At 40.7% G+C, this 19,743-nt stretch carries 19 protein-coding genes; 7 read left to right on the forward strand and 12 right to left on the reverse strand.

The annotated features are described in order from the left end of the window. Positions 1-352: 352 nt before the first annotated feature. The 5 genes from H6G77_RS07120 (at position 353) to H6G77_RS07140 (ending at position 6,093) form a co-directional block, all read left to right on the forward strand. The gene (locus H6G77_RS07120; RefSeq protein ID WP_190673469.1) at positions 353-580 is read left to right on the forward strand and encodes a hypothetical protein; all 228 of its coding nucleotides are present in this window, start codon (positions 353-355) and stop codon (positions 578-580) included. 9 nt (positions 581-589) lie between these two features. Further along, a complete protein-coding gene (locus H6G77_RS07125) occupies positions 590-784 on the forward strand; it encodes a hypothetical protein (RefSeq protein WP_190673466.1) in 195 nt (64 codons plus the stop codon). 11 nt (positions 785-795) lie between these two features. After that, a complete protein-coding gene (locus H6G77_RS07130; protein WP_190590593.1) occupies positions 796-1,161 on the forward strand; it encodes a hypothetical protein in 366 nt (121 codons plus the stop codon). A 376-nt stretch (positions 1,162-1,537) separates the two neighbouring features. Beyond that, a complete protein-coding gene (locus H6G77_RS07135) occupies positions 1,538-4,753 on the forward strand; it encodes a glycoside hydrolase family 15 protein (protein WP_190673463.1) in 3,216 nt (1,071 codons plus the stop codon). A 791-nt stretch (positions 4,754-5,544) separates the two neighbouring features. Next, positions 5,545-6,093: a hypothetical protein gene (locus tag H6G77_RS07140; protein ID WP_190590591.1), complete on the forward strand. Its 549-nt coding sequence runs from the start codon at positions 5,545-5,547 to the stop codon at positions 6,091-6,093. Positions 6,094-6,334: 241 nt separating this feature from the next. Here H6G77_RS07140 and H6G77_RS07145 read toward each other — a convergent pair whose 3' ends face one another. From H6G77_RS07145 to H6G77_RS07200, 12 genes are all read right to left on the reverse strand, one after another. Further along, complete coding sequence (locus H6G77_RS07145; protein ID WP_190871194.1) at positions 6,335-6,571, reverse strand: hypothetical protein; 237 nt, start codon at positions 6,569-6,571, stop codon at positions 6,335-6,337. After that, positions 6,559-6,861 (reverse strand): hypothetical protein, encoded by a 303-nt coding sequence (locus tag H6G77_RS07150; RefSeq protein WP_190590589.1) that lies wholly within the window; start codon positions 6,859-6,861, stop codon positions 6,559-6,561. Before H6G77_RS07150 ends, H6G77_RS07145 begins: the two co-directional genes overlap by 13 nt. 200 nt (positions 6,862-7,061) lie before the next feature. Next, entirely contained in the window at positions 7,062-8,009 is a 948-nt protein-coding gene (locus H6G77_RS07155) for a F0F1 ATP synthase subunit gamma (protein ID WP_190590588.1), read from the reverse strand. 80 nt (positions 8,010-8,089) lie between these two features. Next, complete coding sequence (atpA, locus tag H6G77_RS07160) at positions 8,090-9,610, reverse strand: F0F1 ATP synthase subunit alpha (RefSeq protein ID WP_190590587.1); 1,521 nt, start codon at positions 9,608-9,610, stop codon at positions 8,090-8,092. A gap of 149 nt (positions 9,611-9,759) precedes the next feature. Further along, the gene (gene atpH, locus H6G77_RS07165) at positions 9,760-10,314 is read right to left on the reverse strand and encodes an ATP synthase F1 subunit delta (RefSeq protein WP_190590586.1); all 555 of its coding nucleotides are present in this window, start codon (positions 10,312-10,314) and stop codon (positions 9,760-9,762) included. Further along, positions 10,314-10,883 carry a F0F1 ATP synthase subunit B gene (locus H6G77_RS07170; protein WP_190590585.1) on the reverse strand — a complete coding sequence of 190 codons (570 nt, stop codon included), beginning with the start codon at positions 10,881-10,883 and terminating at the stop codon, positions 10,314-10,316. Before H6G77_RS07170 ends, atpH begins: the two co-directional genes overlap by 1 nt. A gap of 286 nt (positions 10,884-11,169) precedes the next feature. Continuing rightward, a complete protein-coding gene (locus H6G77_RS07175; protein WP_190590584.1) occupies positions 11,170-11,601 on the reverse strand; it encodes a F0F1 ATP synthase subunit B' in 432 nt (143 codons plus the stop codon). Positions 11,602-11,777: 176 nt separating this feature from the next. Further along, on the reverse strand, positions 11,778-12,023 hold the full coding sequence (gene atpE, locus H6G77_RS07180) for an ATP synthase F0 subunit C (protein ID WP_015112744.1): 246 nt from the start codon (positions 12,021-12,023) through the stop codon (positions 11,778-11,780). Between the two features lie 150 nt (positions 12,024-12,173). Then, the gene (atpB, locus tag H6G77_RS07185) at positions 12,174-12,938 is read right to left on the reverse strand and encodes a F0F1 ATP synthase subunit A (protein ID WP_190590583.1); all 765 of its coding nucleotides are present in this window, start codon (positions 12,936-12,938) and stop codon (positions 12,174-12,176) included. Positions 12,939-13,185: 247 nt separating this feature from the next. Then, the gene (locus tag H6G77_RS07190; RefSeq protein WP_190590582.1) at positions 13,186-13,671 is read right to left on the reverse strand and encodes an ATP synthase subunit I; all 486 of its coding nucleotides are present in this window, start codon (positions 13,669-13,671) and stop codon (positions 13,186-13,188) included. Between the two features lie 227 nt (positions 13,672-13,898). After that, on the reverse strand, positions 13,899-14,054 hold the full coding sequence (locus H6G77_RS07195) for a hypothetical protein (RefSeq protein ID WP_190871195.1): 156 nt from the start codon (positions 14,052-14,054) through the stop codon (positions 13,899-13,901). 110 nt (positions 14,055-14,164) lie between these two features. Next, positions 14,165-16,513 (reverse strand): bifunctional serine/threonine-protein kinase/ABC transporter substrate-binding protein, encoded by a 2,349-nt coding sequence (locus tag H6G77_RS07200; RefSeq protein ID WP_190871196.1) that lies wholly within the window; start codon positions 16,511-16,513, stop codon positions 14,165-14,167. A gap of 667 nt (positions 16,514-17,180) precedes the next feature. Here H6G77_RS07200 and H6G77_RS07205 point away from each other — a divergent pair. Beyond that, positions 17,181-17,816 (forward strand): hypothetical protein, encoded by a 636-nt coding sequence (locus H6G77_RS07205; RefSeq protein WP_190590579.1) that lies wholly within the window; start codon positions 17,181-17,183, stop codon positions 17,814-17,816. A gap of 83 nt (positions 17,817-17,899) precedes the next feature. Beyond that, on the forward strand, positions 17,900-19,743 hold a 1,844-nt coding region (locus tag H6G77_RS07210), incomplete at its 3' end, for a S8 family serine peptidase (RefSeq protein ID WP_190871197.1).

Raw genomic sequence — 19,743 nt, forward strand, 5'->3', positions numbered from 1 at the left:
ACTAAAAGTCCCGATTCCATCGCTATCTTAGGCATCTGGACGAGAAATCCACTTCTATGTACTACTTAAGTAGGAAGAGTTATTTGTAGGTGATAGTCAGTAATTCGGCAGAAAATAAAATTTTTTTTGTGACTTTGCCTGAAACACTCACTTTTTTGGGTGAACCATCGGCATAAAGTTCAAGGCGTACTAAATTTAATATTACTAGATAAATGGTATTTTCTTATACCGTAATTTGGTTTACATAATTTATGAAAGTCGAAAGTTCAATTGACAGATCAATGATGCCAGGGTTTTGAAGAAGTTTTTTTAACTGACAAGCATTTAACTAGAACTTACAGAGAATTGGCAAATGGCAAACAGAGACTGGGAAACGGATGAGGACAGACAAATTAATAGACTGGAAGCCCATCGAGATTTCATCACCTGGGTTATCAACAGGTTACAAGCAGAGGGTATTCGTTGTGAGAGAACAAGGGGAAATGATTCTAGAGGCGATATTCTTTATTACAACACTGAGGATGAACCAAGAGTGAAGAAAATTGTTCGCCAGATTAACGCTGAGTACAATAAATCTTAGGACATCTAAATGCCATACATTGAAATTAAAACTCGTAAACAGATCGATTCGGCTTTAGCACAAAAGATTATTAATAAGGGATGTGTATCTGCTGTATTAACCACAGGGATAATTACGAAGCCAGCAAAGAAACTTTTTGATGAGCATAATTTAGCATACGCAGAGAATGTCCCTGAGACATTATTTTTGGAATCTGAAGCTTAGGAGGAAGGCTAATGCTAGATGTCACATTCTACTCACAAGCCAAAGAAACAATTGATACAGTGGATGTTTCAGACGATTTTTACGAATGGCTGCAAAAATCAGGCTTTGCCAACATTGCTAAATCTCAAGAAATAGAGATGAAACCTGACGGAGAAACTGTGAAAGTTTCTGCCATTGTTCTTGAGGGTGGAAACCGGAGAAAGTTTAGTGACTTCTTGCGAGACGCAATTGTTCAAGAAAGTGATGATGTGCTGAATACGTTGGGTAATTCACCGTCGAAGGAAGAATACATAAACACCACCTATAAACTCAAAACCTTACAGAGTTTGCGTAAGTTTGTGGAGGATGAAAAATGTAAATATCTAGAATGGGAGTAAATAGAGGGGCTTAAATGGTGGTAGTTGGAATAAGACTGGCGATTCATATCGACTTACTTACAACATCGAGTTGCGATCGCAGTATAATAAAATTGTCGTGTAAACAGTGTAAATCGGCAAAACTTGATTCTGTCTTACCACAATTTCTTTCTAGAACCTAAGATTTTAAGTCTTTCCCTTCATTTTCACCAGATGCCTTACCAGTGAAAAACATTTTGATTCAGTGAGAATTCATTCACAACTGTGTAACTAAATGGCTACTAACGCGAGATAATAAGTAGTCTCTGCTACTCTTGGCTGTAAATCCCCGCGTCCATTACAAAACCCTTCTCTTCACAACTATAGGTTGGAATTCTGCAAGCATCCCTTAATGAGTATGAAAACAGCTACCGAATTACAAACTCGACTAGAGCATTACTACCAGCAAATCAAGACAATTATCTTAGTGCGGCAAAATCCGATTACTGGTTTGCTACCTGCGAGTACAGCCATTACGGCTCACGGTGATTATACAGATGCTTGGGTGAGAGACAATGTTTACAGCATTTTAGCGGTTTGGGGTTTGGCGCTGGCGTATCGCAAAGTTGATGAAGACAAAGGACACACTTACGAATTAGAACACAGCGTGATTAAGCTAATGCGTGGGTTGCTGTTTGCAATGATGCGACAGGCGCATAAAGTCGAACGCTTTAAACATACCCAGTCACCTTTGGATGGTTTACACGCTAAATACAATACTGCGACTGGCGATATTGTAGTAGGTGATGATGAATGGGGACATTTGCAACTGGATGCCACATCTATATTTATATTGATGCTGGCGCAAATGACAGCTTCGGGATTGCAGATTATTTATACGATTGATGAAGTAAACTTTGTACAGAACTTGGTTTACTATATAGGTCGCGCTTACCGCACACCAGATTATGGTATTTGGGAACGGGGAAATAAAATCAATCATGGTAGTGCAGAGTTAAACGCTAGTTCTGTGGGAATGGCGAAAGCTGCACTAGAGGCGATTAATGAACTCGATTTATTTGGGTTGCGGGGAAGTCAAGCATCGGTAATTCATGTGCTACCTGATGAAATTGCCCGCGCCCGCAGTACTTTAGAATCGTTATTACCGCGAGAATCGGCTTCTAAAGAAATTGATGCGGCGCTGTTGAGTATTATTAGCTATCCGGCGTTTGCGGTGGAGGATATTAATCTGCGCGATCGCACTTTTAACGATATCATCAACAAACTCCAAGGTAAATACGGCTGTAAACGCTTTTTACGTGACGGACATCAAACTGTTTTAGAAGATAACCAGCGTCTACACTACGAACCTTGGGAACTAAAGCAATTTGAAGATATTGAATGCGAATGGCCATTATTTTTCACTTATTTATTACTTGATGGCCTATTTCGTAATGATCAAAAGCAAGTCCAAGAATATCAAGAACTTCTGGAATCATTATTAGTAGAACGGGACGGTTATCATTTATTACCAGAACTATATTATGTGCCTGCGGAAAACATCGAAGCCGAAAAAATCACGCCCCAAAGTCAAAAGCGTTTACCCAATGAAAACATCCCCTTAGTCTGGGCGCAAAGTTTATATTTTCTGGGGTTAATGTTAAGTGAAGGTTTACTGGCGGTTGGGGATATTGACCCATTAGGGAGATATTTAACTATTGGTAAAAGCCGGGAAGCTCTTGTCCAAATTGCTTTATTAGCCGAAGATGATGACTTACAAGCAAAACTAGAAGTGCATGGCATTGAAACTCAAACCCCCAAGCAAATAGAACCAATTCAAGTTAGAAAAGCTGAAGAACTATCAACTATTTACACCCAAATCGGCCGCAACGATAAACTAGGTTTAACAGGAAGACCAGCCAGAAGATTGCGGAGTTTAAACACATCGCGCATTTTTCGTATATGTGGTGAAACCGTAGTATTTTTGCCGTCATTTTTAGATGCTCAACAGTTTTATTTAACCCTTGATTACCATTTCTTAGTTGATCAAATCAGAAGCGAACTTGCTTATATTCAAAAATATTGGAGTGATTTAGGTCGTCCAATTTTAACTTTAATGTTGACTCACACCATGTTAGAAATTGGTGCGGAAGCATTATTAGAATTAATGCAAGAACTCAAAGATGGTGTTTGCAATGGTGTACGTGTCAAACTAGGCAGACTGAATCAATTAATGCTGACAGGTGCTATTCAAAGAATTGATTTTCTGCAAGATGCAGAGTTTTATCAGTCAGCAATGCACGATGCTGCACCCCATTGCTGTTACTTGGCTTATCATCCTGGAAAGAGTGGGCGCTTAGAACATACCCAAGAATTTCAAATGGAGTGTGAAACCAATTTGGGATTATTGCTTTCTTCGCTGCGGGGCTCAGAAAATCTTTATGAACAAATTGAGTTATTGCAGACTTTAACCCGTTTGCAAGGATTAGACTTTGATACAGGATTTGGCGGCCCTAATACTCGCGTGACAGTGGGAGATTTGCTGAATGAAGTGTATATCAAAGCCGGTGATTTAGGTATCTGGGCAATTGTCCGTCGGGCTGCGGGTTTATTGCAAATGGTGGATATTGCTTTATCAGATGCAGTCACCAGCATTTTGATTCGGGGTAAGCAAGCAGCTGTGGGGAGGGCGTATAGCGAAGCATCATTAATTACTGTACCAATGCCTCCCAATGAAATTGCCGAGAAAATTAATAACTTCTGTCGTGAGGATATCCGCGATCGCGTACTGACACAAGAAATCATACTGTATCTGGGGACTTTGATTCGCTCAGAGTCGGAATTATTTCAAGGACTGTTAACTTTACGTGTCGGCTATCTCATCTTATTAATTACCAGCGAACTAGCACGAGAATTACGTGTCACCCAAGATGAAGCCTACGAACAGTTAATGGAAATTTCGCCCTTTGAAATTAAAATGCGCTTGCGTCAGGTGTTAACGGGTTACACAGGGATGAGTAACTTGTTACACCAGCAAGAATCATTACACGTCAAGCAAAAAGAAAGTGATATTGAATGGGTAGTGCAACCAACCATTACTGAAGAAATCGACGAAGTTCCGGTGGGTGGTTGGCGACGCTTCCGCAAAGCCGAAGGGGCTATTAACCGCGTCCCGAAAAACTTCTTTCAGCAAGTTTGGCTATTAATGCAACATTGTAAAGGCTTAGTCATTGGTGACAAACTAGAACGCCGTAATCGTTTAGATAGCGAATTGATGTTATCGGAAATGACGGCTGGTGAAAAGAACTTTGCTTTGCGAGTGGAACATTTATTAAATAAAATCGAAGCGCCAGAATATCGCCAAGTTAATATTGAAGCATTAATGGAACTAGGTGCGATCGCCGCTAAAAACCCCAACTTGCAAATCGAAGAATATATTGTCTTAGATGTGTTAATTGGTCATGCTGTACGTTTAGCATGGTTAGATGCACATCCCGAACGCGGCGATCGCTATGATGAAGATAAAGCAAATGCGTGGCGGTCTTTTTACAATACTTCACCACAAGATTGCGCGACTTATATTCTCAAAGCCTTTAGATTCTTAACACAATTTGGAGAAGTTAAAGCTAGTTAATTAATAATACAGCAAACCCAACAAATACTCTGAAAAAAACCGCAAAACTTTCAACCACGAAAATATCTCAATTCAATGAGTAAAATTCACAACGTAATTATTTCACTTGTTGAAATATCCTCCAAAAATATGATGATTTTGTGTTGGGTTATGGCGCGATTTATATTTATCATGTTGCTGCCAATATCTTTTGTGCGCCTCCACCCAACCTACTCATTACTCAGCACTGTAGTTTGCTTTTAACGATTGAGTGGTGCGATCGCTGATTTTATGTAAAATGTTGCATAAATACGGGATGAATTTTCTCACGCAGAGGCGCAAAGACGCAGAGAGAATCAAGAGTTTTGTAATTATTGTGTAGGTTGGGTGAAACGCACGAAAAATCTTGAGACTAAACAGACAATTCAATTTTGCGTCGTAACCCAACATCAATGATTTTAGTAAACAATAAATTCTTGTATAGAAGTTTAAGAATGGTAAATTAACTACAAAATAATATTGGTTTACACTGCGTTCCAGCTAATCTATAGAAGATAGCAATTTTACTAATATCAATCATCCTATTGAGGATAACAAAAAAATGCCTAAGTAGGTCTGTTTAAATAATTATTGTTGGAATAAGGTAGGGAGTAGGGGAAGAAAGCATTTGAGCCTGATTTACTTTTCTTTACATAGTTTGGTTTTATTGCATCGACTGACTTAAGTTTGTTATTGCTATTTTTTAGTCTTTATGATACATAATTAACGTATGTGTTAACTATTCAATGTTATTGCGATTTGTAAAAATATTTATGAATATCACAATAAAATCATCTAGATTAATGCTAATATTGCTTGTTTGTATTTTAACTCCTACTATTTCTTCATGTCGCGGAATAGTTAAGTTTTTAGCAGCAACAGTTGGAACATATGTTGTCACAGAAACTCTTGATTGTGCAGTCAAGAAAAAAGATGAGTGTTCAAGTGCAAATGCTGAGTCAAAAACTGTCAAGCATAATGAAATTTCTCCAAATAAAGCTGTTCAAGAATATTACGAACTTATCAATAATCGCCAGTATACAGAGGCCTGGGCTATGCTCAGTCCTGAGTTTCATATACAAAGAAGTAATATGAATTACAGCAACTATACAGAGTGGTGGAATACGGTTGATTCTGTAGAAATTGAGTCTATGGAAGTAGTTGAAAACGGCAAATATGTTGAAAACGGCAAATATAAAGCTATTGTAGATGCTAAATTAAAGTATCTAAAGAAAGATGGTAGTAAGCATTTTGATAAATATGGGCGAATTACACTTGTACGTAATTCAGACGGTAAATGGTTAATTGACGAGAAGAATTGACTATTTATTTTATATAGTGTTTCCCAACTAATCAAATAAAGCACTTTTTTCCATAAACTCCAATATTAAAAAATTCTCAAATGCAAAAATAGCTAATCGCTAGTTTGAAATCACCAGCAATTAGCTATTAGTTGTAGTTAAGAATTGACTTGTCCCTAACTCAGTGCTTCTGCACCGCCGACAACCTCTAGGAGTTCCTGAGTAATAGCAGCTTTGCAGCAAAGACGCTGTATGAAGATTATTAGCTTGCTGGTTGCATCGAACTCATTTGTCCTAGCTCAAGACTCACAGCATCAAAGCGGTTATCTCCAGGACGGTAAGACAAAACTTCTAAACCAATTGGCTCACTACTCACCCCATCTTTAATCAAAATTACCCCGTCTCCAAGCTCCGTGGCAATTTGGTTTTTTCTTGGCACTTGCCAAAATACGCTTAATAGCTCGGTTTCTGGTTCGTAAAACACCTTTATTTGAGCCACACTGTTTCCCCTTCCTTAATTGCATCGGTTTGGTAGGCTGTTATCAGGAAACCATCTCCATTTAAGCGCCGCGCAACCGCAACAACCCAACGTTTTTCTCGTAGTACCCGATAAAACAATAATACTTCTGCATCTCGGCTACTGCGTCGAACTTCATCCGGTGTAGCAACAGCTGATTTGATTAGCTCCTCCAATTCTTCAATATCAGGATGCTTGATAATCAAACGTTGCCAATATTCTTCGGATGTTCTCACTGTAAAGCCAAGAGGCGTAGAAATTTCAAACTTCATGGAAATGTTTCATTTTTATGAAAATCACAGAGATTCAACCTAACTGATAAAACTTGTAATCACACTCTAAAAATATTGTATTTTTGCTAAAAACACTAACACTCTTTTATTCACACATCCTCAAAAACACAAATAGCTAATCGCTAGTTTTAAAATTACCAGCAATTAGCTATTAATTATAGTTAACAATTGAGTTCTTCCTAGGTCAGTGCTTCTGCACCGCCGACAACCTCTAGGAGTTCTTGAGTAATTGCGGCTTGTCGGGCTTTGTTGTAAGACAGCGATAGGTTTTTAATTAGTTCACCAGCGTTATCACTGGCGTTACTCATAGCTGTCATCCGCGCTGCTAGTTCACTTGCGGCTGACTCTTGTAATGCCCGTAGTAATTGGTTGCCCAAGTACAGGGGTAGCAAGGCATCCAGAATTTGTACTGGGTCTTGCTCAAAAATCATGTCGCTGGCTAAAGGCTGAACTTGAGAAGTGACTTTCTGCCGTTCGACTTCAAATTGACCACCACGAGTTGTCAACCGGAAAATTTCATCGTCGGCTGCTTCTAAACCTTGGGTATCAAGAGGTAACAAGGTTTGAACTACAGGACGAGAACTCACCAAGGAGACGAAACGAGTGTAGATTAATTCGATGCGGTCTACTTTTTCGGAAAGGAACAAAGACAGCAACTCGTCAGCAATTCTATTTGCTTCCTCTGCGGTGGGGATTTGTTCTAAGCCACTGTAGGTAGCATCGATAGGCTGGTTGCGGCGTTGGAAGTATTGGGTAGCCTTACGACCAACCAATACAAATGTGTAGTCGATACCTTCTGCCTTGAGTTCCTTGGCGCGGTTTTCTGCACGACGGATGACGTTGGTGTTGTAACCACCACACAAACCTCTGTCGCCAGAAATTACTAACAAGCCGACTGATTTGACTTCGCGTTTTCTCAGTAGAGGTAGGTTTGCGTCTTCAAACCGCAGGCGGGTTTGCAAACCATATAAAACTTGCGCTAGTCTGTCAGCGAAGGGGCGAGTTGCCAGCACTTGTTCTTGCGCCCGACGTACCCGCGCTGCTGCTACTAGCCGCATGGCTTCGGTGATTTTTTTGGTGTTTTTGACCGACTGAATGCGATCGCGTATTGATTTAAGATTAGGCATATTTTTGTCCTTTGTCCTTAGTCATTTGTCCTTTGTCATCAGTCATTAGAGATTACCAATGACCAATGACTAATGACTAATTACACTGATGCTTTGAAGGTCTTTTTGTAATCGTCTAAAGCAGCCTTCAATGCGGCTTCTTCATCATCACCTAGTACTTTCTTGCTTTGTACTGCTCCGTAATAAGTAGACTTACCAGTCTTCAAGTATTCGCGGAAGCCTTTGGTGAAGGTGGTTACTTTATCTACAGGGATATCATCTAAGTAACCGTTAATACCAGCGTAAAGAATTGCCACTTGTTCAGCTACAGACAAAGGCTCGTTTTGAGACTGCTTGAGCAGTTCCCGCAGGCGTTGACCCCGTGCCAATTGGTCTTGAGTAGCTTTATCTAAGTCAGAAGCGAATTGCGCGAAAGCTTGGAGGTCATCAAACTGTGCGAGTTCCAGCTTAATCTTACCCGCAACTTTTTTCATTGCCTTGGTTTGTGCCGCAGAACCCACGCGGGATACGGAAATACCAGGGTTTACAGCTGGACGGATACCAGCGTTGAACAAGTCAGAAGATAAGAAAATCTGACCGTCGGTGATGGAAATTACGTTGGTGGGAATGTAAGCGGATACGTCACCTGCTTGGGTTTCGATGATGGGTAGCGCAGTCATGCTACCAGTACCCAACTCATCACTGAGTTTAGCGGCTCTTTCTAACAAGCGAGAGTGAATGTAGAATACGTCTCCGGGGTAAGCTTCCCGTCCGGGTGGACGACGGAGTAGCAAGGACATTTGGCGATAAGCTTGTGCTTGCTTGGACAAGTCGTCGTAGATTACCAATGTAGCTTTGCCTTTGTACATAAAGTACTCAGCAATGGTAGCTCCGGTGTAAGGAGCCAAGAATTGTAGGGTAGCTGGGTCACTGGCGTTAGCTGCAACTACTACTGTGTAGTCGAGTGCGCCTTTTTCTTGTAAGGTTTGAACTACGTTAGCTACGGTAGAAGCCTTTTGACCAATGGCTACGTAGACGCAAACTACATCTTCACCTTTTTGGTTAATGATGGTGTCAATTGCGATCGCAGTTTTACCTGTTTGACGGTCGCCGATGATTAACTCGCGCTGACCCCGACCGATGGGAATCATGGAGTCAATAGCGGTAATCCCGGTTTGCATAGGTTCGTGTACAGAACGACGCGCAATGATACCGGGTGCAGGTGATTCAATCAAGCGGCTTTCGCTGGATTTGATGTCGCCTTTGCCGTCGATGGGACGACCCAAAGCATCAACAACCCGTCCAATTAAGGCTTCACCGACACCGATTTGGGCGATTCTACCAGTAGCTCTCACAGAACTACCTTCTTGGATACTATTACCTGTACCCATGAGTACCGCACCCACGTTATCTTCTTCTAAGTTTTGGGCGATACCAATGGTGCCATCTTCAAATTCCAAAAGTTCCCCAGCCATAGCCTTTTCCAGACCATAAATCCGGGCAATACCGTCACCTACTTGCAGAACGGTACCAACGTTAGCAACTTTGACTTCTTGGTCGTATTGCTCGATCTGCTGTTGAATAATGCTGCTAATTTCGTCAGGTCTAATTGATATGCTCATGGTGTATGTTTTTCTTTTGCAACACGGAAGAAATAGTAATCAATATCGAAATGCTGAGTGAATCAATTTTGGATTTTAAATTTTTGATTTTAGATTTAGAACAATCTTCAATCTAAAATCGGCAATCTAAAATCTAAAATTTTCTGCCCCTAGCCGTTAGTCAAACGCAAAGACAAGCGACGTAGTTGACCACGTAAACTAGCGTCGATTACCTGTGAGCCGACTTTGATGATCACACCACCAATCAATTCGCTGTCTACTCTAGTTTCAAGTTCTACTTGACGCGCATTGGTGATAGCAATGACTTTCTGTTTAATGGCTTCTTCTTGCTCTGGTGAGAGTGCAACAGCAGAAGTTACTTCTGCTAACACAGTTTGATTCAGCTGCCGTAGCAATGCCAAGTACTGTTTTAAAATCTGGTCTAAGAAGAAGATGCGTCGTTTGTCTACTAAAAGTAGCAAAAAGTTGCGTAAATAAGGATTACCACCTTCACCCGTTACTTGGCTGATCACCGCTTTTTTGGTTTCAGGCACAATGAAGGGGTTATCAATAAAGTTCCGCAGTTGTTGAGAATTTTGCAACAAGTCTAGTAAGGCACGCGCATCGTTACCGAACTCTTCTGTCAGATTTTTAGACTGTGCTACTGACATCAGTGCCTGTGCGTAAGGCTGGGCGATTTCGGCTGTTTCTATGTTACTTTTCATTACCGTCCTCCCACCTGAGCGATGCTACGGTCAATTAGTGCCTGTTGAACATCGTCACTTACACCAGAGCGCAGCTGTGATTCAACTTGCTGTAGTGCCAAAGCGGCTACTCGCTGCCGCAATTCGGTTAACGCCCGCTCTCTTTCGGTATTCAAGTCTGCTGCTGCTGTTTGTTTCAAGCGTTCTACGTCTTGTGCTGCTTTATCTAACAGAGCTTGCTTAGTTGCCTGGGCGCTGTCTGTGGCTGCTTGGCGAATGCGCTGTGCCTCAGCTTGAGCCTGGGTCAACTGTTCTTGTGCTTGTGAAAGAGAAGCTTGTGCTTCTTTTAAGCGTTGTTCTGCTTCCTGAATGGCAGTTGCGATATTGGATCTGCGATCGTTCAGGATATTGCTTAAAACTTTGCGTCCAAAGTAGAATAGTATGCCAATCAGAATCACTAGGTTTATGAGATTGGTTTCTAAAATGTCTAGGTTTAGACCGAAACCACCTTCTGCTGCGCCTTCTGCCAATTCAGAGTGAACAGCTTGAGCTTCTGTGGCAAGTAAGAAGAAAATGCCCATGATAGCCATTTACAGGTGCGCTGCTCGCTTACTAATTAAGTTTTGTCTTCCCGTAGGAAAAAAGTGCTACGAATTTTAGATTTTAGATTTTAAATTTTAGATTTTTTGGTTTATCACCACCTAAATTTTAGATTTTCATTTTTGATTGAGTAATTTATCAATCTGCAACCTAAAAATTGGCACTGTAAATCCAAAATCGGCAATCTAAAATCCAAAATTGGCTGACACTTAAATTAGGCGCTCTGGGACAAATGCCCAGTTGCGCGTAGATTTTGCCAGACCAGTCATTTTTAGCTTATCTAGCTAAACTCGGCCCTAATAGTTTTTCTAGGATCTGCCTGCTGAGAGCATCAACTTGTTGTTCTAAGGAACGCATAGCTTCCTGCTTTTGTTGCTCTATTTCAATAGAAGCTTTTTCTCGTTGAGCTTGAGCTTCTTGTTGCGCCTCAGCAATTTTCTGGGCAGTAATTTTCTTAGCTTCAGCCTGAGCCGCTTCTAAAGTCGCTTGCGATTGTCTGCGAGCTTCTGCTAGTTGTTGCTCATATTCTTGAGTTAGGCGTTCGGCTTTGGCTAAACGTTCCTTGGCTTCAAGGGTATTGGTGCGGATGTAATTATCGCGCTCATCCAGTACCTTGGTCAGTGGCTTATAGAAAATTACATTCAACAAGGCTGCCAACAGCAGGAACTGCAATGCCATAAAGGGCAAAGTAGCATCGAAATCAAACATTTCTCTCCTCTTTGGCTGGAGTAGCAGTTTTCATGGCTAGCAACGTTATCCAACCTTTCGTATTTTAGAGACCCATAGCCACAAGGGTCAGCCTACATCAGAACCAATTAATCCCCAAAATTTGGTTTGTAGAGACGTGATAGCTCACGTCTCTACAAAACAAAAACTTTCAGGTCTTATGCGAAGGGGTTAGCGAACAATAGTACTAACGCGATTACTAGACCGTAGATGGTCAAAGATTCCATGAACGCCAAGGTTAATAGCAGAGTACCGCGAATTTTACCTTCTGCTTCTGGTTGACGAGCAATACCTTCTACTGCCTGACCAGCAGCGTTACCTTGTCCAATACCAGGGCCGATCGCAGCCAAACCAATTGCTAAAGCAGCAGCCAGAACTGAAGCAGCAGAAACTAATGGATCCATTTTGATTTTCCTTGCTTTAAGTACAGAACTACAAAAGTAAATTAACTAGTAAAGACGTGTTTTTTCACGCTGCACCGAGTTCTCGCAAATCGCAGTTTGCGACGTTTTGAGCTTTGATGCTCGTCAGAACTGTGCTAACAACTGAGGGCTTTAATGATGCTCCTCATGCTCTTCGCCGCCGTGTCCTTCCATTGCCTCATGAATGTATGCCCCTGCTAGGGTAGCAAACACTAGAGCTTGAATGGCACTGGTAAATAAACCCAAGGCCATTACAGGCAGAGGTACAAATAAAGGCACGAGCAGCACTAATACCGCCACAACTAATTCATCCGCCAAGATGTTACCGAAAAGACGGAAGCTTAGGGAGAGGGGCTTAGTGAAATCTTCGAGAATGGCGATCGGCAACAATACGGGTGTTGGCTCTATATATTTCTTGAAGTAGCCCAAACCACGTTTGCTGAAACCTGCATAAAAGTAAGCAAGAGAAGTCAGCAGTGCCAATGCTACCGTCGTATTAATGTCATTGGTAGGAGCCGCTAATTCACCAGATGGCAGCTTGATGAGCTTCCAGGGAATTAAAGCACCTGACCAGTTCGATACGAAGATAAACAAGAACAATGTACCAATAAATGGTACCCAAGGGCGGTACTCTTTCTCACCAAGTTGGTTTTTTGCTAGATCACGAATAAATTCCAGAGCGTATTCCATTAAATTTTGGATACCACTGGGAACTTTTTGTATGTTCCGAGTAGCAGCTAATGAAGCTATTACCAGAACGCCAATCACGAACCAGGAGGTGAGAAAAACCTGCCCATGAATTTTGAGGTTGCCTAATTGCCAGTAGAAATGTTGACCTACTTCTAATTCGGCGAGGGGAAAAGAATTAAAGGCGTTTAAAACACTAAGCATTTGCATTCTTCAAGCATTTTCCCCAACGAGCGAGGATGGGTGTATTGTCTTTAGTGAGCCTGACTGTTAAGCAGTTATCAGTTGTCAGTTATCAGTTGTCAGTTTTGTCTGTTGGGTTAAAGTCCCTTACATCATTTGTGTGCGCTTCTACACACACCACAACCCTGTTCACTGTTCACCCTTACGGGTTCGCCAGTCGCTCATGAGGGAGACCCCCAAGACCGCGCTGGCTCACTGTTCACTGTTCACTGTTTTAAGAATCAGGAAGGAACGCAGTTTGCACCGTATAGACGAGGAGCGTGGCCTTGTATGTAAGAAAACCCAAAAAAATGGGCATTACGTGTAGATCGTTCCATTGAGTTGCTAGTATAATCAACCCAATAAATAAAGCAAAACGATTTTTGCTTAGACGATTTTTCTCAGCACCCAATCGCTCAACGTCGTTAGCCAGCATCTTTAAGTAAACCACACCTGTACACGCCCCAATTAAATAATTCAGGGCAATGTTTAGTGAATAAAAAATCCACACAGAGATAAATATAATCCCCGTCAAAACAAGTGTGATTACCAACAACTTCTGATAGAGTTGATAGAACTCCTGCATAGAAGTGTTGACTGGTTCTGTGTCCTCAAAACCAGATGGAGCATCTTGTTGTGTTGTCGGAGGGGGCGCAATTGGTTCTTCTGACAAGCTCACGGGACTTGAAACCAGTACAGCTAACTTATTATGACTGCACATTCAGTCAGCTGAATCATATCACGATCTGGTAACAATACTTTAGAAAAAAACAATTAACTTCTTGTTTTTTACCCAAACGCAACACAAACAAACTCTCAGCACACGCAAAGAGTGAATTTAGGAACTAGGCCAAGTGAGGATGTCATACGATCGCCTAAAAAATCCCTAATTATTGCAGAATTGCCTTTCCTTCAGATAATTAAGTGACCTCCAGAAGCGTTGTGTAATCACCTATTGAATGTTTCGGAAAAGCTGGCGTTGAGAAAATTAGTTGGTGCTTGAAGAGCGTAGACGCAGAACGTCTTGTCGTTAGACATCACACCAAAGCTGAATTTAGCTAAACTCCAGCCTGTTGAGTTTGTACTACCCACTGAAAAGGGCATTGCTGTGTACATTCTTAATTTACATTAGATTGGCCAAAATTGCTTGCTTGCTCATTCCGCTTCGCCGATGAAAGTAAACGTGACTTCTTTAATTCTCTATGTACATAGGATTACTGGCATTTTAGAGGACGATCGCCTGGGACAAAAACAAAATCACTAGAATTGCACTTGCGCCGGATAGAAAGTATTGTGACTGTAGCATTTTGGCGATCGCTCCCCTCAAATTGAATTATGCCAGTCGCCCCCGTAACCGCAAAATTCTTGTCTGCCAAAATTTGCTGAATACCTAACCGAGTCGGTTTTTGAGCTATGGCTTTACTGATTACCATGACTGCATCGTAGTTAGTTGCAGTTCGCCAAGTGATTTTTGTATTACTGGAGAAGGTTTTGTCATCGATTCGCCAGATGGTTTTAGCTTGCTGTGCAAACGGGGAGTTAATGTTATTTATGGGATGCCAGGCGATCGACCATACTGTTTGTTCGATTGCTGGTGAAGATATAACTTTACTTGGTGTCAGTAAGTCTGATCTGTTGAGACTATCACCTACAACAATTTGCAATCCGTTGACATTTGCTTCAATTACTTGTATTGCATGGGGAATTGCATTATACAATCCGACTCCAGCATCAGGAATTAATAAAATGGCGGTTGCACCTTGGTTTTGGGCTTGATTTAAAGCTTTTTCGGCATCAAAACTATCCGTTGCAAGATTAAAGCTGGATTGGTGGTCAAGAACTTTACCTTGAAGAGATTTTACCTCTTCTCGAAAAGCTTTTGATAGAGATTGGGTATACTCGCTCTCTTCACTCAGAAAAATTGCTACTTTCGGTTGTTTGAATTGCGAGAACAAAAAGCCGGCAATTTTTTTGGCGCTAATGCGATCGCTAGGGATAGTACGGAAAAAAAAAGGACTTTTGAGATTAGTGGAAGTACTACTACCAGAGATTAAAACTATTTGTGCTAGGCCGTAAATAGGTAAAGCTTGTTTAGTTGTGTCGCTACTGTAATGACCTAAAACTCCCAGTAAGTCTTCGTATTTTACTAAATTTTGGGCAACTTTGCGAGCATTATTCCCGGCTTTGCTGTTATCTCGATTACTGTCATCAGCAATGATAATTCTTAAAGGTAGGGAGGGTTGTTTATTTAGTAGCTCAGTCTGAGCTTGAGCTATACCTCTCAGTATTTCTAAACCAACATTAGTACTACGTTCTAAGGGGACTACTGCTGCGATGGTGTGAATTTTACTGCCTGGAAATTGTGTTTGAATTTTGGCATTATTCCAGTAAATGAGAGTTTCTGGATCGGTTTCTTTATTGAAGGCAATTTCAAATAAACGCGCTGCTTCTGCAAAATTTTTGCTCCGATATTCATCAATGGCTAATTGCTTGGTTGCTGGAGGTTGATTAGATTGCCAAAAACTTTGAGGAATTAAGCTTTCTTCCCCACAACTAAGATGATCGCCTTCGATATAGTCGCAAGTCCGCAGTGTAGTAACTGCCTTATAAAGCCATTTTGTTCCCAGAATGACTAAAGCGCCACAAGCACCAATTAGTAAAAATTTTCGCCATTGAATTTGTGAATTTGTCTCAATTTGACTAATTTTATTAAGAATAACTTGAGTTGTTGCCGGACGACGATGAGGATGAGAATTTGTCATCGTCTGAATTAACTCGATTAATCTTTTTGGGGTTTGTTTATCTTTGATATTGTTATACCAATTGTGTGATTTATGATCAGCCTTAGTTGGGTTATTACCTGTTAGTAAATAAACGCAAGTTTGTCCCAATGCGTAGAAATCTGACTGAAGTACAGCATGACCTTCGCATTGTTCAGGTGCAGTATAACCCGGAGAAATAATTACGGTTATTTCCTGATTATTAATCACAGTTTGTGTTAATTGACGGGCAGTGCCAAAATCAATTAAAACCAGTTTACCGTTGGGACAAAGCATAATATTTGCAGGCTTGATATCCCGATGAAAGAATTGGTTATCATGAACGAATTGGAGAATTTGTGTTAATTGCTTCAGCCAATTAATGACAGTTTTATAAGATTTTACATAATGATTGCGAGATAACCAGTTTTGCAAATTCTCTCCAGGTATTTTTTCCATTACTAAACAGCGTAATTGACGACCTGTATTTAAAACTAAGGGAAATAAAATTTCTCCAACAGGTAAGCCAGGATGCCGCAAACTTATTAGTATTGATGCTTCTTGTTCAAATAGGCGTAATAATTTTGGCGTAACTTGCTTTAAAGATTTCAGAATCTTAAGTTTATTATTATCAAGTAAATCTTCAATTTCAAATATTTCTGTATAGCGATATTTGTCAACCTGCAACGGCTGTTTAATTATGTAGCGATTTTGCAGGATGAGCGGCGTTTGACAGTTTTGACATACCGCACAATTATCAGGATTTTCTCGCTGTGAACAATCGGGGTTAATGCAGTACAACATAAATTTAGGTGAGAAGCAAATAATTAGATATAGACCGAATTTAAATACGGGTTATCCAGAAACCTTGTAGAGATGGAGCGTTGCTTGATCTCTACATTATTTTTCGGAAATTTCTAATGCTATTGATCTTCTAAAATCCCATAATCATTGTTGCCTGTAAATTAAAACACTTAAAATATTTGAGTTTAAGTAAGTCGGCACAGTAAAAATAAACTGCGTGAAGAAAAGTAAACAAGACTCAAAACCTTGCTACCTCAGCTAAGAAACTCCCTGTTCTTTGCTTTATTTCAATGATAATTATTCACGCCGACCTGACTTGAAAAATGGGTGTAGGGGTGTAGATGTGTAAGGGAAAGACTTTTTCATGTTTTCTTGTGTACGCAGTTCATGATGGCTACTTATCTAAAGCACATATTATTTAGCTTTTGTCAAGTTCAGATTTAGTCCAGTGAGAAGAAGAACCGAAATTGAACTGGCTTGACTGAAGTTGAATACCTTCTAATTGGGTTATTCCAAGTTCGATGTGAAATATGAGCCAACTCACCAAAAAGTCGCTTTCATGGCAGATTGCGATCTTAGTCTTTGGCATTTTCGCCAAAGCTGGGCTAGATTTTGTCAAAAAATATCAATGAAATATTTCATCTCAATATCTCTTCTTTTGAAAGCTATGTCAAAACGTAAAATGGCTGCGGGCGTATTGTTTCCTCTGCTGTTATTGGAGTCTGTTTTTATTGCTCCAGTCAATGCTTTAAATGCAAAAAAGTTATACCAACTATGTTCTAGTTTTCCCTTAAATTCTCGATGTCAGGGTTACGAAGTACCTATATCTTTGGATGATCGCTCAGGAAAAAAAGGTGACTGTATTTTAAATAAAAATGACCTAGAAAAACGAGGAAATTGCAAAGTTAACGTGAATGAAATAGGAGTTACAATCTACCAAGAAATGGGCGAGAAACTAGAAATAATCAATGATAAAAAATCTACTCAAATAATACAGATTTCTCCCAAAGAAATTAGCCGAATTGAATATCGGGAAGATGAAAAAGATAATACTGATGCAAGGGTTGTCAATACACTTTTATTTGGAATTACTGGGTTCCTATTAACTCCAAATAAAAAAATTTCGGAAATTCAAATTAATTACGCATCAGCTACTCCCGAAGATACGAGCCAGGAACAACGAAGTATGGATTACTTAAGGATATTTGTTGGGCGAGGTACTGGTAGAGAAATGCGATCGCAGTTAGAAAAAATTACTGGTCTTCAAGCAGAAACTCCACAAGCCACGAAACTTGCCAATTAAACAACATTTAGTAACGCACATCAGATAAAACTCAATAGGCTTTAGCCCAATTCAAGCATTTTTACTATTAACACAACAAATCTATGACTACTATTCCTTCCGATCCCTTATTTCCAAATCAATGGTATTTATATAACCAAGGTCAATCTGGTGGTACTCCTGGTATTGATCTCAATGTGGTTGATGTTTGGGATGACTACACAGGACGCGGTGTTACTGTTGGTGTTTTTGAAGGGGGAGGCGTTGAATATAATCATCCTGATTTAGCACCGAATTACAACACTTCCATCGATTATGATGGCGTTACCAACGCTGGTAATCCCTACCCTTTACCCGGAGAAAGCGCCCATGCTACTTCTGTTGCAGGTGTTATTGGTGCTGTGGCGGGAAATGGGATTGGTGGTGTGGGTGTAGCTTATGGTTCTACCCTGGCTTCCTTCCGGTTTTCTTACTCAGATATCAACAGCACGATTCGGGCGTTGCAGCGATTACGCAATGTTGATGTGGCTAACAATAGTTGGGCTTATGTAGTTGGTTTTGTAGCTGATTTTAACAATCCAGTATTGGCTCAAGCAGGACAAGCTATTCAAGATGCGGCTCAATTTGGACGTAATGGCTTAGGAACTGCAATAGTATTTGCGGCTGGAAATAGCCGTGAGGGCGGTTTGAATACAAATTACTCAAACTATACAAACGCTCGCCAAGTCATTACTGTAGCGGCACTTGATCATAATGGCTTTGCCAGTCCCTACAGTACTCCTGGTGCATCTATTCTGGTTTCGGCTTTTGGTAGTGGGTATGATGGCAGTATTGTCACCACAGATCGTCAAGGATTTGAAGGCTATGACTATGGAGACTACACCTATAGTTTTAATGGCACTTCCGCAGCCGCACCGCAAGTTTCTGGGGTAGTGGCTTTGTTACTAGAAGCCAATCGCAATTTAGGTTATCGAGACATCCAAGAAATTCTCGCCTATTCTGCTCGCCAAAACGATTTCTATAACCAAGGTTGGCAAATTAACGGCGCTAACAACTTTAATGGTGGTGGTTTACACGTCAGCCACGACTATGGATTTGGTTTAGTAGATGCTCATGCTGCTGTGCGTTTGGCAGAAACTTGGCAAACGCAGAGTGTGTTTAGCAACGAGCAGTCTCTTTCTTACAGCTCTGGTAATTTAGGCTTGGTTATCCCAGATAGCAATACAGGCGGAATTAGTAGCACCTTTACTGTTGCTGCTGGTTTAGATGTTGATTGGGTGGAAGTAGAACTTAATCTGACTCATTCTTATCGAGGTGATTTGGTTGTTGATTTGATTTCTCCTAGTGGAACCATCAGCCGTTTGATCAATCAACCTGGTAATGGCTTGGACTCTGGAGACAATATTGTGTTTAAACTCTCTAGCGCACAACATTGGGGAGAAAGCAGTGCTGGTAACTGGACACTGAGAATTCAGGATTTATTCCCCTCAGATACTGGTATCCTCAATAGTTGGAATTTGCGTTTATATGGGGATACAGATACTGCTAACGACACTTATTTTTACACCAATGAGTATGGTTTTTATGGCACGACTACACTGAGTGATAATACTGGTACAGATACAATTAATGCTGCGGCGATTACTTCCAACTCCTACCTCAACCTCAATGCAGGTTCTACAAGTATTCTCAATGGAACTACGTTAATTATCAATACAGGAACTATCATCGAAAATGCCTTTGGAGGTGATGGTAATGACACAATTATTGGTAATAGTGCTGCTAACGTTTTATCTGGTGGTAGAGGTGATGATAGTCTGACTGGTGGTGCTGGTAATGATACATATACTGTTGATAGCATCGGAGATGTGGTTATAGAAAACGCGAATGAAGGTACAGATACGATTCGCACCTCCATCAGTTACACCTTGGGAAGCAATTTAGAAAA

Origin of the sequence: Aulosira sp. FACHB-615, from assembly GCF_014698045.1 — a bacterium.
Classification (GTDB): Bacteria; Cyanobacteriota; Cyanobacteriia; order Cyanobacteriales; family Nostocaceae; genus Nostoc_B.